The organism is Streptococcus oralis, assembly GCF_001578935.1.
Lineage (GTDB): Bacteria > Bacillota > Bacilli > Lactobacillales > Streptococcaceae > Streptococcus > Streptococcus oralis_R.
The window spans coordinates 239,659-261,713 of sequence record NZ_KQ969522.1; the positions used below are offsets into that span (position 1 = coordinate 239,659).

At 42.8% G+C, this 22,055-nt stretch carries 20 protein-coding genes; 3 read left to right on the top strand and 17 right to left on the bottom strand.

Translation table 11 applies throughout. From position 1 onward, the window contains the following. Positions 1–35: 35 nt before the first annotated feature. The 3 genes from SORDD15_RS07485 to glmS form a co-directional block, all read right to left on the bottom strand. On the bottom strand, positions 36–1,040 hold the full coding sequence (locus tag SORDD15_RS07485; RefSeq protein ID WP_061416051.1) for a uroporphyrinogen decarboxylase family protein: 1,005 nt from the start codon (positions 1,038–1,040) through the stop codon (positions 36–38). 217 nt (positions 1,041–1,257) lie between these two features. Continuing rightward, a complete protein-coding gene (locus tag SORDD15_RS07490; RefSeq protein ID WP_061416053.1) occupies positions 1,258–2,310 on the bottom strand; it encodes an LLM class flavin-dependent oxidoreductase in 1,053 nt (350 codons plus the stop codon). A 111-nt stretch (positions 2,311–2,421) separates the two neighbouring features. After that, a complete protein-coding gene (gene glmS, locus SORDD15_RS07495) occupies positions 2,422–4,230 on the bottom strand; it encodes a glutamine--fructose-6-phosphate transaminase (isomerizing) (protein WP_061416055.1) in 1,809 nt (602 codons plus the stop codon). Between the two features lie 215 nt (positions 4,231–4,445). Between glmS and SORDD15_RS07500 the strand changes: the two genes are divergently transcribed. Continuing rightward, positions 4,446–4,859, top strand: a complete 414-nt coding sequence (locus tag SORDD15_RS07500; RefSeq protein WP_061416057.1) for an EamA family transporter — start codon at positions 4,446–4,448, stop codon at positions 4,857–4,859. A 38-nt stretch (positions 4,860–4,897) separates the two neighbouring features. Here SORDD15_RS07500 and SORDD15_RS07505 read toward each other — a convergent pair whose 3' ends face one another. The 9 genes from SORDD15_RS07505 to SORDD15_RS07545 all read right to left on the bottom strand — a co-directional run bounded on the left by SORDD15_RS07505 (position 4,898) and on the right by SORDD15_RS07545 (position 16,190). Further along, a complete protein-coding gene (locus tag SORDD15_RS07505; RefSeq protein ID WP_061416059.1) occupies positions 4,898–6,277 on the bottom strand; it encodes a glycoside hydrolase family 1 protein in 1,380 nt (459 codons plus the stop codon). Positions 6,278–6,374: 97 nt separating this feature from the next. Next, positions 6,375–8,228, bottom strand: a complete 1,854-nt coding sequence (locus tag SORDD15_RS07510; RefSeq protein WP_061416061.1) for a proline--tRNA ligase — start codon at positions 8,226–8,228, stop codon at positions 6,375–6,377. Between the two features lie 16 nt (positions 8,229–8,244). Further along, positions 8,245–9,501, bottom strand: a complete 1,257-nt coding sequence (rseP, locus tag SORDD15_RS07515; RefSeq protein ID WP_061416063.1) for an RIP metalloprotease RseP — start codon at positions 9,499–9,501, stop codon at positions 8,245–8,247. A 15-nt stretch (positions 9,502–9,516) separates the two neighbouring features. Next, positions 9,517–10,320 (bottom strand): phosphatidate cytidylyltransferase, encoded by an 804-nt coding sequence (locus SORDD15_RS07520; RefSeq protein ID WP_061416065.1) that lies wholly within the window; start codon positions 10,318–10,320, stop codon positions 9,517–9,519. Between the two features lie 8 nt (positions 10,321–10,328). After that, positions 10,329–11,087 carry an isoprenyl transferase gene (locus SORDD15_RS07525; protein WP_000466705.1) on the bottom strand — a complete coding sequence of 253 codons (759 nt, stop codon included), beginning with the start codon at positions 11,085–11,087 and terminating at the stop codon, positions 10,329–10,331. A gap of 206 nt (positions 11,088–11,293) precedes the next feature. After that, complete coding sequence (locus tag SORDD15_RS07530; protein ID WP_061416067.1) at positions 11,294–11,878, bottom strand: nucleotidyltransferase family protein; 585 nt, start codon at positions 11,876–11,878, stop codon at positions 11,294–11,296. Beyond that, positions 11,859–12,857, bottom strand: coding sequence for a Holliday junction branch migration DNA helicase RuvB (gene ruvB / locus SORDD15_RS07535; RefSeq protein ID WP_081102399.1), 999 nt, complete (start codon positions 12,855–12,857; stop codon positions 11,859–11,861). The genes SORDD15_RS07530 and ruvB overlap by 20 nt, the downstream gene beginning before the upstream one ends. Before the next feature lie 287 nt (positions 12,858–13,144). Then, a complete protein-coding gene (locus tag SORDD15_RS07540; protein WP_061416070.1) occupies positions 13,145–15,556 on the bottom strand; it encodes a flavocytochrome c in 2,412 nt (803 codons plus the stop codon). 25 nt (positions 15,557–15,581) lie between these two features. Then, the gene (locus SORDD15_RS07545) at positions 15,582–16,190 is read right to left on the bottom strand and encodes an NADPH-dependent FMN reductase (RefSeq protein ID WP_061416071.1); all 609 of its coding nucleotides are present in this window, start codon (positions 16,188–16,190) and stop codon (positions 15,582–15,584) included. Between the two features lie 218 nt (positions 16,191–16,408). Here SORDD15_RS07545 and SORDD15_RS07550 point away from each other — a divergent pair, with 218 nt between their 5' ends. Both SORDD15_RS07550 and SORDD15_RS07555 read left to right on the top strand, forming a co-directional pair. Further along, complete coding sequence (locus SORDD15_RS07550) at positions 16,409–17,608, top strand: L-lactate MFS transporter (protein ID WP_061416073.1); 1,200 nt, start codon at positions 16,409–16,411, stop codon at positions 17,606–17,608. Between the two features lie 75 nt (positions 17,609–17,683). Further along, on the top strand, positions 17,684–18,562 hold the full coding sequence (locus SORDD15_RS07555) for an AraC family transcriptional regulator (protein WP_061416075.1): 879 nt from the start codon (positions 17,684–17,686) through the stop codon (positions 18,560–18,562). Between the two features lie 494 nt (positions 18,563–19,056). On the opposite strand, the gene SORDD15_RS07560 is transcribed toward SORDD15_RS07555, so the two are convergent. The 5 genes from SORDD15_RS07560 to SORDD15_RS07580 all read right to left on the bottom strand — a co-directional run bounded on the left by SORDD15_RS07560 (position 19,057) and on the right by SORDD15_RS07580 (position 22,041). Next, a complete protein-coding gene (locus SORDD15_RS07560) occupies positions 19,057–19,473 on the bottom strand; it encodes a GNAT family N-acetyltransferase (protein WP_061416077.1) in 417 nt (138 codons plus the stop codon). A 58-nt stretch (positions 19,474–19,531) separates the two neighbouring features. Beyond that, on the bottom strand, positions 19,532–20,368 hold the full coding sequence (locus SORDD15_RS07565; RefSeq protein WP_061416079.1) for an isocitrate lyase/PEP mutase family protein: 837 nt from the start codon (positions 20,366–20,368) through the stop codon (positions 19,532–19,534). Next, positions 20,365–21,063, bottom strand: coding sequence for a GNAT family N-acetyltransferase (locus tag SORDD15_RS07570; RefSeq protein WP_061416081.1), 699 nt, complete (start codon positions 21,061–21,063; stop codon positions 20,365–20,367). The genes SORDD15_RS07565 and SORDD15_RS07570 overlap by 4 nt, the downstream gene beginning before the upstream one ends. A gap of 93 nt (positions 21,064–21,156) precedes the next feature. Next, positions 21,157–21,576, bottom strand: coding sequence for a DUF3021 domain-containing protein (locus SORDD15_RS07575; protein ID WP_000825486.1), 420 nt, complete (start codon positions 21,574–21,576; stop codon positions 21,157–21,159). A gap of 9 nt (positions 21,577–21,585) precedes the next feature. Next, positions 21,586–22,041, bottom strand: coding sequence for a LytTR family DNA-binding domain-containing protein (locus SORDD15_RS07580; protein WP_000701938.1), 456 nt, complete (start codon positions 22,039–22,041; stop codon positions 21,586–21,588). Between the last annotated feature and the right edge of the window lie 14 nt (positions 22,042–22,055).

The window sequence follows — 22,055 nt, forward strand, 5'->3', positions numbered from 1 at the left end:
GATACCCCATCTTTTACTTTTCATAGCTCCTCCTTTTACAGGACTGCTGCCTGCCTGATCCAGTCCAATCTCTCGAGTTCAAAATCATCTGGTACCGTACAGTCAGCTCCCAAGATTACGCCACGCCCCCCAGACTCTGCTAGAAGACGTTTGGTTTCCTTTTCTAACTCTTCCTTGCTGGCTGTATTTAAAAATCCTGTTTTTCCATTTTCAAAGCCACCGAGAACAGCCTTGTCTCCAAAAATTTCTTGTCCTTCTTTTAGAGTCAAATGTTCGTGATGGGTTGCCCAGTTGAACACATGAACTGGATAATCCTTAAAGATGGTCACGTGATTGGTTGCTCCTTCGAAACCACAGATGTGAAGAATATCCACACCCCCCGCATTTTTAGCGGCTTCTAAAACAATTTGGTCACTCGGTTTGATGTAGGTTTCATAGATTTCAGGACTGATCCGTTCGTCCTGAATTTCCTGAGTACTAAAGTAGATACCATCTGCTCCACCTTCTTGAATGATTTTCTCACTCAAAACAGCAATATCTTTAGCGATTACTTCAAGGACACCCTTTAACAAATCTGGATCTTCCAAGAGGAAATTTGCAATTTCACGATCCCCTCTGGAAGTTCCCGTACGGAACCAACGTTTGAGATAGGAAATCGGTGAAAAAATGTTGTAAAAAGAGGCGATCTCTTCTGGAAAAGTTTCGCGAATAGTCTTGACAACCTCCACCTGTTGCTCAATCCAAGGGTGATTCTCCCCAATGGATTCACTACCTGCCAATTCTTTAATAGACTGAATAGTCGGAGAGTAGAGCTTGCTTGGATAGATGAAAAAGCCATCGCTCATGATTTTTACAAAGTCTGGTTTGATTGCTTCCACATAGCGTCTATGCCCATCTACACTTTTTTTAAAGATTCTTGGGTTATTCAAGCCTTGGCCTTTTTCTTCCAAGGTTACGAAATGAAACCAAAACCCAACCGGAACACGTTCCACTTCTTCTCCACGAATCGCGCTTAATACTAAGTCTCTTTTGCTTATCATCTAGTTCTCCCTTCGTTTTATGGAAACTATCTTATCACTCCTTTCTTATCAATCCAAATATATTTTCCCTATCACATTGATTGGCTTTGATTATCGCTAGGCAAAGAAAACAGCCTAGAACACCCGATATAATGGACATTCTAGGCTGTTATTTAATTTTTGAGACTGGCTTTTTGGATGGGGGTTATAGATTTTCTATCAAGCCGATTGGATTTTTTTATATCCCCTCTTTCATGGCAAAGTAAGCGCGTATTTTGGGCGCCACTTGTGTGCCAAAAAGTTCAATCGCTCTCAAAACTTGATCATGTGGCATAGAACCAAGCGGTAGATGGAGCATGAAACGGTCCAAGTCTAAATCCTCAATCATGCGAATCAATTTTTCTGCGACCTGATCTGGATTTCCCACAAACATGGCTCCATTTGGCCCAACTTGCTCCAAATATTGCTCATAGGTCAACTCCTGCCAGTGTGGACGGCCCTTGGAAATCGCATCCACCACTTGCTTGGTCGGATGGAAATAATCTTTGACCGCCTGCTCGCCATCTTCAGCAATCCAGCCCCAAGAATGAGCGCCCACTTTCAGGTTTTTATCCGCATGACCGGCTTCCCTACCAATCTCACGATAAGCTTGAAGCAGCTTTTTAAAATAACGTGGATTACCACCGATAATGGCATAGACAATCGGTAGCCCCGCCTGAGCAATCTTCACTGTTGATTCGACATGACCACCTGTCGCCACCCACAATGGCAATTTGTCCTGAACTGGACGGGGATAGACTTCTTTTCCAGCAATGCTTTGGGTCAATTGCCCCTGCCAGTTCACTTTGGTGTTTTCATTTGCCAGCTGAAGCAGATCTAACTTTTCATCAAAGAGAGCTTCATAGTCTTTCAAGTCATAACCAAAGAGCGGAAAAGACTCGGTGAATGAACCACGACCAGCCATAATCTCCGCACGGCCATTTGACAAGGCATCGATGGTAGCATATTGTTGGAACAAGCGAATCGGATCCATACTCGAGAGAATGCTGACTGCACTGGTTAAACGGATTTTCTTGGTATTAACCGCACCAGCTGCAAGAACAATCTCTGGCGCCGATACCGCAAAGTCCTCCCGATGATGCTCCCCAATCCCGTACACATCCAAACCAACCTTATCAGCTAGCTCAATTTCTGCCACCAACTGACGAATGCGTTCATCATGACTGTAAATCTGCCCAGTCGCTTCTAGAACTGTTGTTTCACCAAATGTTGAAATTCCTAATTCTACCATCCTGTTTCCTCGCTATCTCTTTTAGTTTTTAGAGTATTTTATCACTAATTAGTTTTATCTTCAATAAATTTGCTCATTAGAAAAAGCCTAGATCAACTAGACTTTCTTAGTTTATTCTACTGTTACTGACTTAGCAAGGTTACGTGGTTTGTCCACATCAAGGCCACGGTGGAGTGTTGCAAAGTAAGCGACCAATTGCGTTGGTACGACCATGGAGATTGGTGAGAGGTAAGGGTGGACGGTCGTAAGGACGATATCGTCTGTCTCTTTAGCAACATTTTCTTCTGCGATAGTGAGAACCTTGGCACCACGGGCTGCGACCTCTTGGATATTTCCACGAGTATGGTTGGCAAGGACTGAATCTGACAAGAGAGCCAAGACAGGTGTCCCTTCTTCAATCAAGGCAATGGTTCCATGCTTGAGTTCTCCTGCCGCAAAGCCCTCACACTGGATGTAAGAAATCTCTTTGAGTTTGAGACTGGCTTCCATGGCTACATAGTAGTCTTGACCACGTCCAATGTAAAAGGCATTGCGAGTGGTTTCAAGAAGGTCACGAACCTTGGCATCAATGGTTTCTTTTTCAGAAAGGGTTGATTCGATAGACTGAGCTACGATTGACAACTCATGAACCAGGTCAAAGGCTTGCGCTTTAGCATTGCCGTTTGCTTCTCCGACTGCTTTTGCAAGGAAGGCGAGAGCTGCAATTTGTGCTGTGTAGGCCTTGGTTGATGCCACAGCAATTTCAGGACCCGCGTGAAGAAGCATAGTATGGTTGGCTTCACGAGAAAGAGTTGAACCTGGAACGTTTGTCACTGTCAAGCTTGGGATACCCATTTCATTGGCCTTGACAAGCACCTGACGGCTATCAGCTGTTTCACCAGACTGGCTGATAAAGATGAAGAGTGGTTTTTTGCCGAGAAGTGGCATACCATAGCCCCACTCAGATGAAATTCCAAGTTCAACAGGTGTATCCGTCAACTCTTCCAGCATCTTCTTAGAAGCAAATCCTGCGTGGTACGATGTTCCAGCTGCAAGGATGTAAATGCGGTCTGCATCTTGAACAGCCTTAATGATAGCAGGGTCAACCACTACTTGACCTACCTCATCTGTGTAGGCTTGGATGAGTTTACGCATAACCGTTGGTTGCTCATCAATTTCCTTGAGCATGTAGTAAGGGTAAGTTCCCTTACCGATATCTGACAAGTCAAGCTCCGCAGTATAGCTAGCACGTTCACGGCGATTGCCATCATAGTCTTGAACTTCCACACTATCAGCCTTGACGATTACCAACTCTTGGTCATGAATTTCCATGTATTGGTTGGTCTCACGAATCATGGCCATAGCATCTGAGCAGACCATGTTGTAGCCTTCTCCAAGACCAATCAAGAGTGGTGATTTGTTCTTAGCGACATAGATGACATCTGGATTTTCAGAGTCAATCAAGGCAAAGGCATAAGAACCACGGATGATGTGGAGGGCTTTTTTGAAGGCTTCAAGAACTGACAAGCCATCTTCTTCAACAAATTTCCCAATCAAGTGAACAGCGATTTCTGTATCTGTTTGCCCCTTGAAATGGTGACCTGCAAGGTATTCTTCCTTGATTTCAAGGTAGTTTTCAATGACCCCATTGTGCACTAAGACAAAACGTCCTGTCTCAGAGCGGTGTGGGTGAGCATTGTCTTCCGTTGGTTTCCCGTGAGTTGCCCAACGCGTATGCCCAATACCAGTTGTTCCCTCAACACCAGCTGTCTTAGCAGATAATTCTGCGATACGACCGACAGCCTTGACTAGATGGTTTTCAGCACCACCTAGGACAAAAATCCCCGCAGAATCATAGCCACGGTACTCGAGCTTTTCAAGCCCTTGAATCAAAATATCAGTTGCATTTGTGTTTCCAACAACACCAACAATTCCACACATAGTATATACGACACAGACCAGCTGTGCTTTCCCCTTAAATTGGTATAGTCTGATTCCCCTTTTACAGAATCAGCAAAAACAGTATATACTTGTTTTTCTCACTTGTCAAGGATAAAAATTGGTATAGTTTTTCCATCTGGTATTTTATCAAGACTTCACTTGATACCTGACAAGTCAGCATCAATTACTTATAATAAAAAGAGGAGGTATTTGCCATGTGGTTTTTCTTCGCACTTTTATCAGCTGTCTTTGCAGCCTTAACGTCAATTTTAGCCAAGATTGGGATTGAGGGAGTTCCATCCAATCTAGCAACCGCTATTCGTACAGTCGTCGTCATTCTTATGGCCTGGGCCATGGTTTTCTTGACCAATAGTCAGACCGAAATTGTCAACATCAGTAAAAAAAGTTGGCTCTTTCTCATCTTATCAGGCCTGGCCACTGGCGCCTCCTGGCTCTGCTACTACAAGGCCTTGCAGATGGGCAATGCGACTGAGGTATCCGCTGTCGATAAATTCAGTCTCGTCATTACCCTCGTTCTAGCCTTTTTCTTCCTACAGGATGTCCTGACGTTTAAAACAATTATTGGCTGTATCCTGATTACGATTGGGACCTTGGTGATGATATTGTAATAAAAAGTGAGATGAATGCCATCTCACTCTTTTTATTTTTAAAATCCATTATTATCACTTAGTTCCTTGAACCAGTGGCCTGATTTCTTCAGGCGTCGTTCCTGCGTTTCCAAGTCAAGCTCAACCAAACCGTAGCGATTTTTATAACTATTGAGCCATGACCAGCAGTCGATAAAGGTCCAGATTAAGTATCCTTTACAGTTTGCTCCATCTTCAATGGCACGGTGAAGTTCACGAAGATGACCTTTTACAAAGTCGATACGATAGTCGTCCTGAATCATGCCATTCTCACGGAACTTGTCTTCCCCTTCAACACCCATGCCGTTTTCGGTCAACATCCACTCAATATTACCATAATTTTCCTTGATATTTTGAGCGATATCATAAATCCCCTGCTCGTAGATTTCCCAACCGCGGTGAGGATTGATTTTACGGCCCGGCATGATGTAAGGTTCGTAGAAATGCTCTGGCAAAAGCGGGCTATCAGGATGTTTAGCAAAACGTGGCGCCATGACACGCAAAGGTTGGTAGTAGTTGACCCCAAGGAAATCAACTGTATTCTCGCGAATGAGTTCTAACTCTTCAACAGTGTACTCTGGTAGCAAATCATGCTCAGCTAAAATCTCTACTAACTCTTCTGGATAAGCTCCCAAGACAGACGGATCTAGGAAAGATTGAGCTTGGAAGAGGTCGGCAATGCGAGCAGCCTTGACATCCGCGGGATGCTGGCTACGTGGGTAAGCTGGTGTCAAGTTAAGGACAATCCCAATCTTAGAATCAGGCAAAATCTCATGACAGGCCTTAACCGCAAGACTGCTAGCCAATTGCGTATGATAAGCAACCTTAACCGCTGCTTTGGCATCTACCTTGTGAGGATAATGGGCATCATAGAAATAGCCAAACTCTACGGGGACAATGGGTTCATTGAATGTAATCCATTGGTCCACCAAGTCACCGTAAGTTTCAAAACAAAAACGAGCATAGTCTTCATAAGCCTCGACAGTTGCCTTATTTTCCCATCCATCGCCGTCTTCTTGGAGGGTAAAAGGCAGGTCGAAGTGATAGAGATTGACTAACAGACGAATTCCCTTAGCCTTAATAGCCTCAAAAACCTGACGGTAGAAAGCCACCCCTTGCGGATTGACCTCTCCACGACCTTGCGGGAAAATACGAGACCACTGAATAGAAGTTCGGAAGGCTGTATGCCCAGTCTCTACCAGAAGCTCAATATCCTTTTCCCAGTTTTCATAGAAAGTCGATGTTTTGTCAGGTCCAATTCCATTGTAGTAGCGATTGGGTTCCACCTGATACCAATAATCCCAGAGATTATCTCCTTTACCATCACCAAGCACTCGTCCTTCTGTCTGTGGTCCAGAAGTGGAGGAACCCCAAACAAAATCCTTTGGAAATTTTAGCATAGCTTTACCTCTTCATTTACTCATTTTCCCCATTATATAGAAAAAACAAGGTAAAAACTAGTTACATTTTTGCCTTGTTTTTCTTCTGATTATAGTTTTATTTCTTGCCGAGGATTTCAAGCGTTTCAAGCAAGTTGTCTGCATGAACTTCGATGGTGTCACCAGTCGCCTTAATCTTAACTTCTACGATGCCATCGGCTGCTTTTTTCCCAACAGTGATGCGGATTGGAAGGCCAATCAAGTCGCTATCGCTGAATTTAACACCGACACGTTCGTTACGGTCGTCTGTCAAGACTTCGTAACCAGCACCCATCAAGCTTGCTTCAAGTTTTTCTGTCAAGGCTTGTGCTTCTTCATCTTTGACATTGACAGTGATCAAGTGCACATCAAATGGCGCCAATTCTTTAGGGAAGTTAACTCCCCAAGCGTAACGGTATTCACCTTTTGGCGTTTTGTTGACAAAGAGGCGAGCGTGTTGCTCCATAACTGCTGAAAGGAGACGGCTGACACCGATACCGTAACAACCCATGATGATTGGCACAGCACGACCATTTTCATCCAAAACATCTGCACCCATGCTTGCTGAGTAGCGAGTCCCGAGTTTGAAAATATGACCGATCTCAATACCACGCGCAAAGTTAAGGACACCTTGTCCGTCTGGAGAAATTTCACCCTCACGAACTTCACGGATATCCACATATTCTGCAGTAAAGTCACGACCTGGGTTGACACCAGTCAAGTGGTAGCCATCTTCGTTAGCCCCCACAACAGCATTGCGAACATCTTGCACCTTACGGTCTGCAATGATTTTCACATTTTCTGGCAAACCAACTGGGCCAAGAGAACCAAAGCCTGCTGGGATGACACTTGCCACTTCTTCTTCGCTAGCAACGTCAAAGAAGGCTGCACCCAAGTGGTTTTTCAACTTGACTTCGTTAAGTTGGTCATTTCCAACTAGAAGGGCAGCAACAAGTTCTCCATCTGCCATGTAAAAGAGGGTTTTGATTGTTTGCTCTTCTGGCACGTTGAGGAAGGCTGCCACTTCATCGATGGATTTAACACCTGGAGTTTCCACTCGAGTCACTTCTTCTTCCGCAACGACACGGTTACTTGGTTTGTACTCATTTGTTGCCATTTCTAAGTTAGCTGCATAGCTAGACTCACTTGAGTAGGCAATGGTGTCTTCACCAGAAACCATCCATTTGAGCAATTCTGCCTTGATTTCTTCTTGCACTTTTGCAGGAATCTCATCAAATGAGGCAACTGACTTATCTAAGACAACCCAGCGGTCGAGGTCTGTACGGGCTGGTGTAATGGCCATAAATTCTTGGCTATCCTTACCACCCATGGCTCCACCATCACCGATGATGGCCTTGAAGTCCAAGCCACTACGAGTGAAAATACGTTCGTAGGCCGCCTTGTACTCATCATAAGTTACATCCAAACTATCGTAATTAGCATGAAAACTATAGCCGTCTTTCATGATAAATTCACGCGTACGGAGAAGACCGTTACGTGGGCGTTTTTCATCACGATACTTAGGCTGGATTTGGTAGAGGTTGAGTGGCAATTGCTTGTAAGACTTGACAGAGTCACGAACAATAGCTGTAAAAGTTTCTTCGTGTGTCGGACCCAGAATGAAGTCTGATTTTTCACGATTTTTCAGTTTATAAAGGTCTTCACCATAGGTTTCATAACGACCTGATTCACGCCAAAGATCGGCACTGAGAAGGGCAGGAGCCAACATCTCCACCGCACCAATCTTATCAAATTCTTGGCGCATGATATTCTTAGCCTTTTCAATCACGCGGTTAGCAAGTGGCAGGTAAGAGTAAACGCCGGCAGAAACTTGACGAACATAACCAGCACGCAACATGAGAGCGTGACTGATAACTTGGGCATCGCTTGGCATTTCACGAAGCGTTGGGATTAGCATTTTACTTTGTTTCATAATATTCCTCGATTATCTAAAAGAAGAGTCGCATAATGTCATTCCAGGTCACAGCAATCATCAAGACAACCATGATGACCACTCCGGCCAAGGTGACATAGGTTTCAATTTCTTGTTTCAATGGTTTGCGGCGGATAGCCTCTAGGATATTGAGCACAATCTTTCCACCATCCAGAGCTGGAATCGGAATAAGGTTAAAAATCCCGATATTGATGGAAATCATTGCCAAGAAGTACAAGACATTTTCAATTCCATTTTTAGCAGCATCACTACTTGCCTTAAAGATGGCAACAGGTCCACCTAGCTTGTTCAAATCCGGTTGAAAAATCAGATTTTTCAGAGCCGATAGAATTCGGAGAGCCGAGTCAGTAGCGGTTGTAAAACCACCTACAAACATGGATAGGAGATCTGACTTGACTCCTGGTTGAACCCCGAGAATGTAACGTCCTTGATTCTCTTCTGGAGTCACAGTAACTTGTTTTTCGCTACCATTTTCAGAAATGGTCACATCTAAGGTCGGGGCTGTCTTGTCCTTGGTATCTGCTTCCACAGCTTGGGTCAAGTCTTGCCAATTCTTAACCTCATGCGAGCCGACCTTGGTGATTTGAGCTGTCTCAGCTACGCCCACCTTAGCCAAAGCTCCCTCTGGCATGACATGAAAGAGATTGGTCTGAGTATCTCTAACACCGCCCTGCAAAAAGATCAAGATCCAAAAAACAACAACACCTAAGATAAAGTTATTCATAGGACCTGCAAAGTTGGTGATGAGCTTGCCCCAGATAGAAGCATTTTGATACTGTACATCCAGAGGAGCGATGCGCACTTCGGTTCCATCTTCTTCAACAACCGTTGCATCATGATCCACTGTAAAAGTCTTTTCTTCTTCCAGGACCAACCCCTTGATAAAGAGCTTGTCTTCAAAGTCAAACTGGGTTACCTGCATAGGAAGAGCCGTTTGATCCAGTTTCTTCCCTGAGAGGTTAATCCGTTTGACTTTACCATCGTCGGCAAGTGTCAAACTAACCGGAGTTCCTGTCTTGATTTCTGTCGCATCATCACCCCAGCCTGCCATGCGAACATAGCCTCCTAGAGGAAGGATTCGAATGGTATAAGCAGTGCCATCCTTACCGATATGGGAAAAAATCTTGGGCCCCATACCAATGGCAAATTCACGAACTAGAATGCCTGATTTCTTGGCAAAATAAAAATGTCCAAACTCATGCACCACCACAATAATCCCAAAAACGAGGATAAAGGTTAGCAATCCAATCATTCAATATTCCTTTCTTTAAAACAGGCCAAATAAGTGCATCATTGGAAACACAATCAGCATGCTGTCAAAGCGATCCAACACACCGCCATGTCCAGGGATAAATTTCCCAGAATCCTTAACACCGAAATGGCGTTTCATGGCACTCTCAATCAAGTCACCAAACTGACCCGCCACACTGAAGAAGGCAGCAAAGAGACTCATTCTATAAATCCCATAAGGAAGAGCAACTGTGCTGTCCACTAACATGAAAATCACTGTTATCAGTACCGCACCTAGAATGCCCCCGACAAAGCCCTCAATACTCTTATTAGGAGAAACTCTCGGAGCCAACTTATGTTTACCAAAATTCACCCCCGTCAGATAAGCTGCACTATCTGTCGCCCAAACGATAAAGAGAGCCAGAAGAACCTTATCAAATCCAGCTATACGAGCATCTAGTAAGGCATTGAAACCAAAAGCAACATAGAAACTCACAGCAATTGGAAAGGCAGCATCTTCAATCGTATAGTTTTTACTGAAAACAGTCGTTCCTAACATTATTGTAATCAAAACACTGTAGGCAACTACATTGCCATCAACCGGCAAAAAAGTTAGGTAATTTTCTAAAGGGACTGTGAGGGCGAAGGTCGCAAAGAGAGTCAAAGCGCCCTCAATGGTCATAGTCTTTAGGCCCTTCATGTGCAAGAGTTCATGGACGCCTAGCATCGCTAACAAGCCAATCCCTATCTGCAACAAGAGGCCTCCTGCAAACAAGATTGGAAGGAAAATCGCCAGGGCCAATACCGCAAACAATGTTCTCTTTTGTAAATCCTTGGTCATATCTTCTCCTAAACTCCTCCAAAACGGCGATTGCGATGGTTAAAAGCAGCAATAGCTTCCTGCAAGGCGGCTTCATCAAAATCAGGCCACAAGGTATCCGTAAAGTAAAGCTCACTATAGGCTGCTTGCCATGGCAAAAAATTACTCAAACGCAACTCACCACTCGTACGGATAATCAAATCAGGATCTCGCAAATCCTTTGGCAGGTGTTGCGTGAAAAGATAGTCCCCAATCATATCTTCTGTGATGTCACCAGGGTTGATTTTAGCATCTAGAACATCTTGAGCCAAGCCCTTAAGAGCTTGCGTAATTTCAGCACGACCACCATAATTGAGCGCAAAATTGAGGATCAAACCCGTATTGTTCTTGGTCAACTCCTCTGCTTTTTTCAAAGCTTCAAAAGTCGGCTTAGGCAGACGGTCCGTCTCTCCAATCATCTGAATCTTAACGTTATTTGCGTGCAATTCAGGGACGTAGTTATCATAAAATTCGACTGGCAAGTTCATAATAAACTTGACCTCTTGATCTGGGCGTGTCCAATTTTCCGTCGAAAAGGCATAGACTGTGATGACCTTAACTCCCATCTTGTTAGCTGCCTTGGTCACCTTTTGGAGGGCTTCCATCCCTGCCTTATGACCAAAAACCCGTGGTTGCATCCGTTTTTTAGCCCAACGGCCATTCCCATCCATGATGATGCCAATATGAGCAGGAACCTGTGTTGGAACCTCGACTTCTACAGCTTTATCTTTCTTAAAAAATCCAAACATGTTCTTATTCCTATTCAAAAATCTATCGTTTCATTATATCATATTTCCCTATTTTCTTCTATTGCTAAGTTATTAGCTCTCCGTACAGACAAAAAATAAGCCACCTGATTGGGCGACTTAGTTTTATAGGGAGATTATTATGAAAAAGTTTTAGGAGTTTAAGTTAAGTTCCTCTTAACTTATGAACCTAGTATAGCCCCCCTAGCTTAAATTTTTCTTAAGTTTTTTGAAAAAGTGAGATTTTTCCATTTTTCTTGCCAATTTTTCTTGGACAAGCGTTCTTGATAGAGCTTCATTCGATCCTCATTCTCTAAAAAATGAGGAGTTGGGGAAACCTGAAACTTTAAAATATCCTCTATACCATAAGGCGCAAAGAGCTCTAAAGTTGCGTCGACATGCAAGCGGAGTCCTATCGCCGTACATCGTTCAGGATATTTACTCATGGCATCACGAGAACTCGTATAAGGCACAGTGTGGGGACTGTGCAGATGCATATAGACCTGATTTTTCAACTCCCACTGATACTGAGGGAAATTTTCTCTCAGCTTGTTCTCTAAGGATACCGTTTCCTCATAGGAAATATCTGAATCAAAGAAAATCACATCCACATCCGTCTCCCGGTCAAAAGCTGGTCTGTCTGACAAGAGATTCCAGATGAAATTTCGTACCGAACCCGCTGCCAACCACGAGTCTTTTAAATCAAGGTCTCGGATGATAGTCAGAATGGTCATCATGTCAGGATTTTCTCTAACACTATCTAAGATTTCTTGTTTATTTTTCATTATACTCATACCCCAAATGTTCGTAAGCCTTAGCAGTCGCAACTCGTCCAGACCGTGTTCGCATGATAAAACCTTTTTGAATCAAGTAAGGCTCATACATGTCTTCCACCGTCTCGCGCTCCTCAGCAATATTAACAGAAAGTGTTCCCAGTCCGACAGGTCCACCACCGTACATCTCAATCATGGTACGAAGGATTTTTTGGTCCACATAGTCCAAACCTTCATGGTCAACGTCCAGCATGGTCAAGGCCTTATCAGTAATAACATCATCGATAACCCCATTCCCCATAATCTGGGCAAAGTCGCGCACGCGCTTGAGGAGACGATTGGCGATACGAGGAGTTCCACGACTGCGTAAGGCCAACTCAGCTGCAGCTTCATGAGTGATTTCCAGCTCAAAAATATCTGCTGTCCGCTCAACAATCTCCGTCAAGTCAGCGTGGGCATAGTATTCCATATGACCTGTAATCCCAAAACGTGCCCGCAGAGGATTTGAGAGCATCCCCGCACGTGTCGTAGCCCCAATCAAGGTAAATGGTGGCAAGTCCAAATGAACACTGCGACTGCCCTCTCCAGCCCCAATCATGATGTCAATGTAGAAGTCCTCCATGGCACTATAAAGCACCTCTTCCACCGACATGGGCAAGCGATGAATCTCGTCAATAAAAAGGACGTCTCCAGGTTCCAAATCATTCAAAATAGCTACCAGATCACCCGCTTTTTCAATGACAGGACCTGACGTCTGCTTGAGATTGACTCCCAGTTCATTGGCAATAACAAAGGCCATGGTCGTTTTCCCCAAACCTGGAGGCCCAAATAAGAGTACATGATCCAGTGCTTCATCCCGCATTTTGGCAGCTTCAATAAAGATTTGCAGCTGGTCCTTGACCTTGTCCTGCCCAATATATTCACGTAAATACTGAGGACGAAGCGTACGTTCTACTAACTCCTCATCCCCCATGATTTCATTATCTAAAATTCTACTCATGGCTCTATTATATCAAAAATCCAAGCCACAAACAAAAAAGCCACCTGATTGGGTGGCCTCTTTAGGGAGATTATTATGAAAAAGAAAAGTTTAGGATTTCATTAAATAAAGGGTACTCAATGAAAATCGAAATCAGACTAGGCAGATAGACGCAAGCATAACTATGGTTAGCTAAGTCGACTCTAACGAAGTATGGTGAGATTTTCGAAGAGTATTAGGAGGTCTTTATTTAATGATTATATAATACACAAGGAGACTTAAAATTCCCTTAATTTTTAAATCCATTACTAACACTTTTCTTGAACAGCTGTTTGACCTGCAATACGTCCAAAAGTAAAGATATCCGTAAGTGAATTTCCTCCTAGACGGTTACCTGCATGGAGTCCACCTGCGACTTCACCAGCAGCATATAAACCATGGATAATCTGACCTTGTTCATTCAAAACGTGTGTTGAAGTATCAATCTTGAGCCCACCCATTGTATGGTGAACAGCTGGTTTTCTCGGTGTTGCGTAAAATGGCGCAACCTCACACTTGAGATCGAAGCTACCTTTATTAAATTCAGGATCAAAACCTGCATCAACATAGGAATTGTAATTCTTAATCGTTTCCACTAGAACTTGTGGGGCCATACCAATCTGAATCGCTAACTCTTCTATCGTATCTGCACGGTAGAGAGTGCCTGCTTTAACTTGGGCATCGATTTTTTCTTGGCTAGTGTTGTAGGCAGTTTCCTTGATACGTTCATCTGCAATTAGATAGAACAAGCCTCCATTATCAATCGCTGCTTGAGATAGCTTGTCTCGGCTACCGTACTCATCTACAAAGCGCTTCCCTTGAGTATTTACCATGATGAAGTTTGCTGGAGGAACTTGAAGTCCTGAGAAAAGGGCTCCTGTCACTGGATCGGATACTGGCATCATTTGACTAAAGCCCATACCTACCAAATCTGCACCTACACTTTGCCCTAAAAGAATACCATCCCCTGTTACAGCTGGTGTATTAGATGTAGCAATATCATCTGCAATTTCAGTCCAGTAGGTATTGTATTTTTGTAGCATCTTGGTATTGGCACCAAATCCTCCAGAAGCTAGAACAACGGCATCTGCATTGACAATGATGGTTTGACCGTTTCGGCCTTCTGCTCTGACACCCTTGACAGCCCCGTCTTTTACAAGCAATTCTTTAACTGGAGAATCTGTCAAGATCTTGCCACCATTTTCTAGAACATATTTTTGTAGGACGGATATAAAGGCATACCCCATTGGTTGAACCGGCTTATGACCACGACGCCAAAGGGCTCCAACTGGCATTGTCACTTCACTACGAACAAATTCAACGCCGATGTCTTCCAACCAACGAACAGACTCTAGAGCCCGCTCAGTTAGGACAGATACTAAATCATACTGGCCATGAATTTCATGTCCTCGTAAATCTTTTCGTTTCCCACCGATATAGGTTTGGATACGGTAAAGTAAGGTAGAGTCAAACAAATAGCTCGGGTTCTGCAAATACTGCTCAACCTCAACTTTCAAGGCTCTAAAGTCCTCTAGATATTCTGGGTCAATCGTTGATTCATCTGTCGCAATCAACTCTTGAAGCGTATGTGCCTCACCTGGATGAGCTGCGAAGGTCCCTTGCCATGCTGGATCTGGTGCATTCATTGGACCACCTGCACGAACAGTATTTCCTCCAATTGCAGGAAATTTCTCTACCACAATTGGTTTCTTACCAGCTTGTAAGACTGCAACCGCTGCAGCTAATCCAGCTCCTCCGCCTCCGACGATGACAACGTCTGCCTGATAGGTTTTATCTTCTTTATCTAGGGCAGATGGCGCTTTTGAACGCTTGCGTAAAACATCCGGATTTGCACCGGCTTGTTTGACTGCACGCGCAACTCCATCTAAAACACCATTTGAAGTCACAGAAGCTCCTGACACCGCATCGACGTTCAAGGTCTGTCCCTCAATGATTTCTGCTGGGATACGGGTAAATACGACATCTGCGATTCCTGAAGATTCTCCAGAAGAATCGATTTCAATTTTTTCAATACGGTCCTCAGAAACCGTTACATCCATCGGCAATTTACCATTATGGCCTTCAGTTGTAACATGGTAAGTCCCCGGTTCAAAGCGAACTTCTTCAGGAAGATTTAGTTGGTTTGCAATAGATACAAAGCGAAGGAAGCGATAAAAACAACTATCTAGGAAATCAACGGTTCGCTCATCAATCAAATCTCCATTGTCATCAAACGCTCGATGCGCTCGACCAAGTAAAAACTCACTACCTGGCATAACTGTTGCATTTACCCCAGGAGCATCTAGAATCTGACGAAGATGAAGTTGGGCACGTGAAGAACCTTGAATATCGTAAGAAGCTCCGACAATCATTGTCGGCTTTCCATCTAGTGGATGAATGTTAAAAGATAACCACTCGAGCAAACTATTCAAACTTGATGGAATCGTATGATTGTGCTCAGGTGTCGAGATAATGACACCATCAGCTTCTGAAATAGCTTGATTACACTTCTGAATAATAGGTGTATCTGTTTGATCATCTGTTTCATTGAACATTGGTACATCTGTTATTTCTAAAATCTCAATATCCGCTTTCTGAGCAAAATGTCTTTTCATAAATTGCAACAGGTTGCGATTATAGGATTTTTTTGCATTAGTCCCAACAATAGCTACTAATTTCATGGATTGTTCTCCTTTCTTGAAATACCTATGCTTTCAACCATTCTTCCCAGATGAATGATTTTTTTCGATTTGTATCTTCAGGTTTTACTAAAGCTTTTGTTAATTCAACAAAATTTTGAAACTCTGAAAAATGTTCTTCTAGTTCTACAACCTTTTCAGGATTGTTCAAATGACACTCATCATCTAGGACTTGCTCAGAATGACCTAGAAAGAACTCTGTACCCGGCATAACTCTTGCTTTAAGCTCCGGCGCATCTAAAATCTGACGTAAATGTGCCTGCGCTCTAGATGTTCCTAGCAAACCGAGAGAAGCACCTACAATCATAGTTGGTTTATTGATTAAAGCACGACTGGTATAAGCAATCCACTCTAAAGCAGAGGCCAGAGGTGCTGGTACCGTGTGGTCGTACTCAGGTGTTGAAATAATCACACCATCTGCGGCAAGAATTTTTTCTGAAAAAGCTTGAACTTCAGCTGGCGCTTGCTTGTCCTCAGGTTCGTTAAATGCTGGCAATTGTTTGATTTCCAATACCTCAATGTCGGCTTTATCCGAAAAGTGCTTTTGCATAAATTTCAATAGTTTCCGATTGGTTGAGCGTTCTGAATTGGTTCCAACGATAGCAACTAGTTTCATCTTGGTACCCCTTTCATTTATTTAATCTACTTTCATTATACTACTTTAGAAAATCTTGTAAATCCTTGGTAATAAAGACCGTGTTATTCTATCAGATTATCGTGCTTTAGTACAAGTTCGTGAAAAAATTAACAAAATATCTCCGTAAACTATTGACCGGCTTCCTTAACTATGATATAGTCTTGGTGAAAAAATATACATTTAAGGAGGATGTTTTTATGAAAGAGACATTCAATCGTTGGAGGATTTTAGTCGCGTCTACGGCCATTCTTCTTTGTACAGGTGCCGTCTATTCCTTTTCTGTTTTTGCCGGACCACTTAGCAGTTCAACAGGCTGGTCCATGTCAGATATTATGTTAGCTTTTGCTATCAACTCTGCAATCGGCCCTATCCCCATGATTCTCGGAGGTTATTTAGTTGACAAAGGTTATGTAAAATGGACCATCGCCCTCGGCGCTCTCCTATTTGCTAGTGGATTTTACTTAACCGGCTATGTCAATTCACCAGCCATGCTTTATTTGACCTATGGATTAATGGCTGGACTTGGTCAAGGTTTTGCCTATTCAGGTGCCCTCTCCAATTCACTTCGCTTCTTCCCTGATAAACGTGGCTTAGCCTCTGGAATTCTGACAGGCGGAATGGGATTTGCTGCAGTCATCGCTTCTCCAGTCGCAAGCAATCTCATTCAACAACAAGATGCCTTCTTTGCTTTTCGTACAATTGGGCTAGTCTATATTGTTGTTATCATCTGTGCAATTTTCTTTATCAAGGCAGCTCCAAGCGGCTACCAACCAGCAGGCTGGAAAGCTCCAGTACAAACGAAGCAAGGACCTACTAATAAAACCTGGAAACAAATGCTACGAAGTCCTCTGTTTTACATTATCATTAGCATGTTCTTTGTCGGCGCCTTTTCTGGTTTGATGATTGCCTCTCAGGCATCACCAATCGGTCAATCAATGTTTGGACTCTCTGCAGGCACTGCAGCTCTCTATGTCTCTCTTTATTCAATCGCAAACTCTAGTGGTCGCTTTATCTGGGGATCGCTTTCTGATAAAATTGGCCGTTCAAAGACCTTATTGATTATCTATTCTGTCATTGTCCTAGCTTTATTCTCCCTAACTATCGTTCCTGGTCAATTCGGGTTTACCTTAGGAATTATAGGGCTTGGTATCTGCTTTGGTGGTGTTATGGGGGTCTTCCCATCTATCGTCATGGAAAATTACGGTTCTGCAAATCAAGGGGTCAACTACGGTATCGTCTTCACTGGATATTCTTTAGCAGCATTTTTCGCTCCCAAAGTCGCTGTTCAAATGGCAATGGCTAATAATGGAAATTATAGTGTAGCTTTTTATGTTGCTATTGCTTTGGCCTTCATTGGACTTATGCTTACTATTTTTTATATGAAAAAGAAAGCTTAAAGCCCGAAAACTTCCTATATACGGAAGTTTTTTTGGTATAATAAAAGTAGTAATAGTATATTGGGAGGATTTACCATGGCAGACCGTTCACGTTTCTTACGAGATAACCCATCTGACTTCCCATATGATTTTGAAAAACAAATCTTATCCAAAACATCTCCTGACACAATCTATCATTGTCATCCCGAGCTAGAGATTATTTATGTTACAAAGGGTTCTGCCATCGTTCATATCAACTCAGAACGCTTTGAAAGTCGCAAAGGAGATATATTTCTTATCCAGCCGACCTCTCTCCATGCTATCTATTCTCATAAAGATCAAGAACTATTTTCTACCAGCTTTCGGATTCATCTAGATTATCTTGGGAGAAGTCAAATAGACAGCTTTAGTCAACGCTATATCCAACCCCTCCACTCCGGTCACTTTTGCTTTACTCCTCAAATATCACCAGGCGATAAGGCCTATGATCAAATTCAATCCTGCCTTCTTTCCCTCTTTTCTATCCTTGAAGAAAAAGGCATATACTACGATCTACTCATAAAATCTAAACTATACGAATTGCTTCATCTTCTCTTTAAGTATAGATACGTCAATCGACACTATACAGATGATACCTACCAAAAATACCAAAAACTAAAAGAAGTGATTTGCTACCTTGAACAGCACTACTCAGAACCCATTCATATTGAGCAACTGGCTGCAACATTTGGATATAGTAAAAATCACTTTATGAGTATTTTCAAGCAACATACTGGAGCCAGTTGTATGGACTACCTGCTCCAGTTACGTCTTGAGAAATCCTGTGAGAAACTTGTCCAAACCAACCTCAGCATTCAAGAAATTGCAAGCCAGGTCGGTTTCACCAACCTTTCAAACTTCAACCGTCAATTTAAGCAGCACTATTACTTAACACCTAGACAGTATCGAAATCAACAACTTAAAAAGAAAACATGATTCTTTCTCCTTAGTCTTTTCTAAGGAGTTTTTTCAAACAAAAAAGCCACCGAATTTGGTGGCTTCATTAGGGAGATTATTATGAAAAAGAAAAGTTTAGGATTTCATTAAATAAAGTTAGGAGGTCTTTATTTAATGGTTATATAATACAAGATGAATCTTAAAGCTAACTTAACTTTTTCTCTGATTTATCATTTTTTAAAAAATTTTTTTCAAATGGACTTTTCCTCTTTAAGCTACAAAAAAAGCCACCTGATTGGGTGACTTCTTTAGGAGATTATGATGAAAAAGAAAAGTTTGGGATTTCATTAAATAAAGGGTACTCAATGAAAATCGAAATCAGACTAGGCAGATAGACGCAAGCATAACTATAGTTAGCTAAGTCGACTCTAACGAAGGTTGATGAGATTTTCGAAGAGTATTAGGAGGTCTTTATCTAATAACTATATAATACACGAGGAGACTTAAACTTTACTTAAGAAAAAATAATTTTTTTATCTTTTTCGATCCACCCAACTCATTCCTGTACAATCATAAGTAGATAAGGTTCCAAATCCCAGAGAACGATAGAATCCCAAGTTTTTTTTTGTCTCTTCGGTCACTAATTGGACTTGATAGGCATCTCTGTAGTCCCCTAAAGCCTCTTTCATTAAGGTACTGCCAATCCCTTGGCGCTGATAGCTAGGCAAAACGATCAAATCCTGGACAAAGACGGATGAAAAACCATCTCCGACCAAACGAATCAAGCCCACCACAGCATCGCCATCAAGCGCCAAATAAATCGCTAGTGAGTGAGACAGAGCCTTCTCCAGCATCTGGGGCTGTTGGGTATAGTTGGTCCAACCAACTGCCTGATAGAGATGCAAAACATCCTCCAACTTGACCATTTCTTCCCTCTTAATCCGAATCATGTCATCTCCTATTAGAATTCTCTCAAGCTCTTGCACTGCTGGCCTCATGCCAAGAATGTTACTCCTTAAAATACTCATTGGCCTTAGCATAGGTCAGTGGCGTCTGAAGCAAGGCTGTAAAATCCTGTTCTTGCTGAATCTTTTGTGCCAGCTGTATGACCCCTTGATAGGTGGCCCGTACAGGACCCGAGCCCAGACTGAGTCGCGCCAAACCTGCCTGGTTAAGAACTTGGATATCTTGTGTTTGCGGTGTCAGGATCAGGTTGAGCGGACAAGGAATTTCCTGGATGAGTGTTTTTGCTGCCACCAGGGACATAGCCCCTGGGACAAAGACACAATCCGCCCCAGCTTGTGCAAAGGCTCGGCCACGCTCAATCGCAATGGAGAGATTCTCCTCTTCTCCTGCCACGTCATACCAGAAAGCGCAGGTCCGGGCATTGATGACAAAAGGAATGCCGGTTTCTTCTTTTAAGGCAACCAAAGCCTGAATCTTTTCAAGCTGCAAATCAAGGGAAGACAGACTGCCGTCTGAGCAGCCATCTTCGATATTGACTCCCACTGCCCCAGCCTCTAAGAGCTTGCGGGCATTTTCTTTTACTTCTGCTCCTGTTTCTGCATAGCCCCGTTCAAAATCCACTGAGACAGGTACCGTCACACGGCGACAGATTTTGCTCACCATTTCCAGTAAATCATCAAAGGTAATATCCTCACCATCCGGATAGCCCAGATCAAAAGCGATACCAGCACTAGAAGTAGCCAGAGCTTTTGCTCCCTCTTTTTCAAAAACTAGGGCTGAACCGACATTCCAGATATTGGGTAGCAGGAGCAAATCGTCCTTCTTGTGCAAGGCTTGAAAAGTCTGTGCACGTTGGATTTGTTTTTCTTTGTCTGTCATGAGCAATCCTCCAGTCGTTTATATTGGCGACCTTCTTCATCAAAATTATCAGGCTCCAACCAATTTTCAAAGCGCACTTTTCGGGCAGGCCATTCTGTATCTAGCATGGAAAACCAATCCGTATCTCGCGTCCGTCCCTTGTAAATCACCGCCTGTCTAAAGGTTCCCTCAAAGGTAAATCCCAAGCGTAGGGCAGCCTTGCGTGAAGGCCCATTGAGCTGGTCGCACTTCCACTCATAGCGGCGATATCCCAAGTCCTCAAAAACATAGCGTGCCAAGAGATACTGGGCTTCTGTTCCTATTCTCGTCCTCTTGAGCGCAGGTGAAAAGGTGACAGCGCCCACTTCTATTACTCGGTTATTCTGATCAATGCGCATGAGAGAAAATGTTCCAAAAACCTTATCAGTTGCCTTGTCTATAATCGCATAGTAAAAACGGTCCTTACGAGCCAACATCTGATTTAAGACGGCAACCAGTTCTTCCATATCTGCCACTGGTTCCTGAAAAAGGTAGGTCCACATTTCCCGAGGTGTATCTGGACCATAAACAGCTAATAAATCCTCCGCATGCTTTTCCACCGAAAGAGCCTCTATCCGAGCGTAACGCCCTTCTAAGAAATCAATGGAAGGCAATTCACCTGGTGTATAACCTTCCATTGACTCACCAATCATCTGACCATATTCATTTACTGGCATCGTTTTCTCCTTATTTTACGCTGAAAATACTATATCATAATTTGCTCTATATGGAAACTAGCACTCTCCCCAAACTTCATCCTCAACACTACATTAATGATTCGTTTTCTTTCTTTTATCTTCTAAGGCTTGGTTAATTCGTTGGGTGAGCTTGTGAGTTTGCCAGATCTGGTACAACCATATCAGTCCATAAATTAATAAGAAAAAGAACCAAAGCAAGGGACTCAACAATGCTGAACCCCAGCCAAAAAATAGGTAGGTCAATACTAAAATAGTAGCTGTCGCTAATAAATGAACTCCTACACGCATACTATAAGCAAGAAACTCTAGCCTTTCAAGGATTAAGGTCAATACCCCCATAATTCCACTCATCAAAAACAAAGCTAGAATATTTTTTGTCGTTGGTGCGGGATAGGTAATACCTGAATAAAACTGAGCCAATAACACCAAACTCAAATAAACAAAGGAGGCCGTACGCATTCCCGATACAAAATAAGCAATCAATCGCTTCATGATTTTCTCCTATAAACCTAGATAATCCATTAAGGACTTAACGTATTTCCGACTCACACTCGATTTGATACCCCGAGTCATCTTAGCCATCATGTTTCCTGAAAAGCTATCCGATAATGACTCTAAATGGTCAATGTTTATAACTGAATGACGCGATATCTGTATAAAGTTACGCCGGTTAATCCGATTCTGAAAGTTTGTCAATGTTTCCTTAGTTTTATAAATCCCGTCTACCGTATAAATGGTCAACAAATTCTTATCGATATCTGCTAGAATAAGATCCTCAATTTTCACCATAACCAGATGATCATCCGTTCGAATAGGAATGACCACCTGATTAGTCGTTGAAAATTGTTCTAAATACTCCATGACTTCTCTTGCTTGGTCAGTTAACTGAGCTGCCTGAATTAAAATGTGTGGGTCTTTTTCTGAAAACTCTGTCTTCATTTCAAAACGAATCTTCATTTTCTCTCCAATAC

Excerpts from the sequence above, each read along its gene's own strand:
- SORDD15_RS07485 (WP_061416051.1), bottom strand. The coding sequence starts at position 1,040 with ATGATAAGCAAAAGAGACTTAGTATTAAGCGCGATTCGTGGAGAAGAA.
- SORDD15_RS07490 (WP_061416053.1), bottom strand. The coding sequence starts at position 2,310 with ATGGTAGAATTAGGAATTTCAACATTTGGTGAAACAACAGTTCTAGAA.
- glmS (WP_061416055.1), bottom strand. The coding sequence starts at position 4,230 with ATGTGTGGAATTGTTGGTGTTGTTGGAAACACAAATGCAACTGATATT.
- SORDD15_RS07500 (WP_061416057.1), top strand. The coding sequence starts at position 4,446 with ATGTGGTTTTTCTTCGCACTTTTATCAGCTGTCTTTGCAGCCTTAACG.
- SORDD15_RS07505 (WP_061416059.1), bottom strand. The coding sequence starts at position 6,277 with ATGCTAAAATTTCCAAAGGATTTTGTTTGGGGTTCCTCCACTTCTGGA.
- SORDD15_RS07510 (WP_061416061.1), bottom strand. The coding sequence starts at position 8,228 with ATGAAACAAAGTAAAATGCTAATCCCAACGCTTCGTGAAATGCCAAGC.
- rseP (WP_061416063.1), bottom strand. The coding sequence starts at position 9,501 with ATGATTGGATTGCTAACCTTTATCCTCGTTTTTGGGATTATTGTGGTG.
- SORDD15_RS07520 (WP_061416065.1), bottom strand. The coding sequence starts at position 10,320 with ATGACCAAGGATTTACAAAAGAGAACATTGTTTGCGGTATTGGCCCTG.
- SORDD15_RS07525 (WP_000466705.1), bottom strand. The coding sequence starts at position 11,087 with ATGTTTGGATTTTTTAAGAAAGATAAAGCTGTAGAAGTCGAGGTTCCA.
- SORDD15_RS07530 (WP_061416067.1), bottom strand. The coding sequence starts at position 11,878 with ATGAGTATAATGAAAAATAAACAAGAAATCTTAGATAGTGTTAGAGAA.
- ruvB (WP_081102399.1), bottom strand. The coding sequence starts at position 12,857 with ATGAGTAGAATTTTAGATAATGAAATCATGGGGGATGAGGAGTTAGTA.
- SORDD15_RS07540 (WP_061416070.1), bottom strand. The coding sequence starts at position 15,556 with ATGAAATTAGTAGCTATTGTTGGGACTAATGCAAAAAAATCCTATAAT.
- SORDD15_RS07545 (WP_061416071.1), bottom strand. The coding sequence starts at position 16,190 with ATGAAACTAGTTGCTATCGTTGGAACCAATTCAGAACGCTCAACCAAT.
- SORDD15_RS07550 (WP_061416073.1), top strand. The coding sequence starts at position 16,409 with ATGAAAGAGACATTCAATCGTTGGAGGATTTTAGTCGCGTCTACGGCC.
- SORDD15_RS07555 (WP_061416075.1), top strand. The coding sequence starts at position 17,684 with ATGGCAGACCGTTCACGTTTCTTACGAGATAACCCATCTGACTTCCCA.
- SORDD15_RS07560 (WP_061416077.1), bottom strand. The coding sequence starts at position 19,473 with ATGATTCGGATTAAGAGGGAAGAAATGGTCAAGTTGGAGGATGTTTTG.
- SORDD15_RS07565 (WP_061416079.1), bottom strand. The coding sequence starts at position 20,368 with ATGACAGACAAAGAAAAACAAATCCAACGTGCACAGACTTTTCAAGCC.
- SORDD15_RS07570 (WP_061416081.1), bottom strand. The coding sequence starts at position 21,063 with ATGCCAGTAAATGAATATGGTCAGATGATTGGTGAGTCAATGGAAGGT.
- SORDD15_RS07575 (WP_000825486.1), bottom strand. The coding sequence starts at position 21,576 with ATGAAGCGATTGATTGCTTATTTTGTATCGGGAATGCGTACGGCCTCC.
- SORDD15_RS07580 (WP_000701938.1), bottom strand. The coding sequence starts at position 22,041 with ATGAAGATTCGTTTTGAAATGAAGACAGAGTTTTCAGAAAAAGACCCA.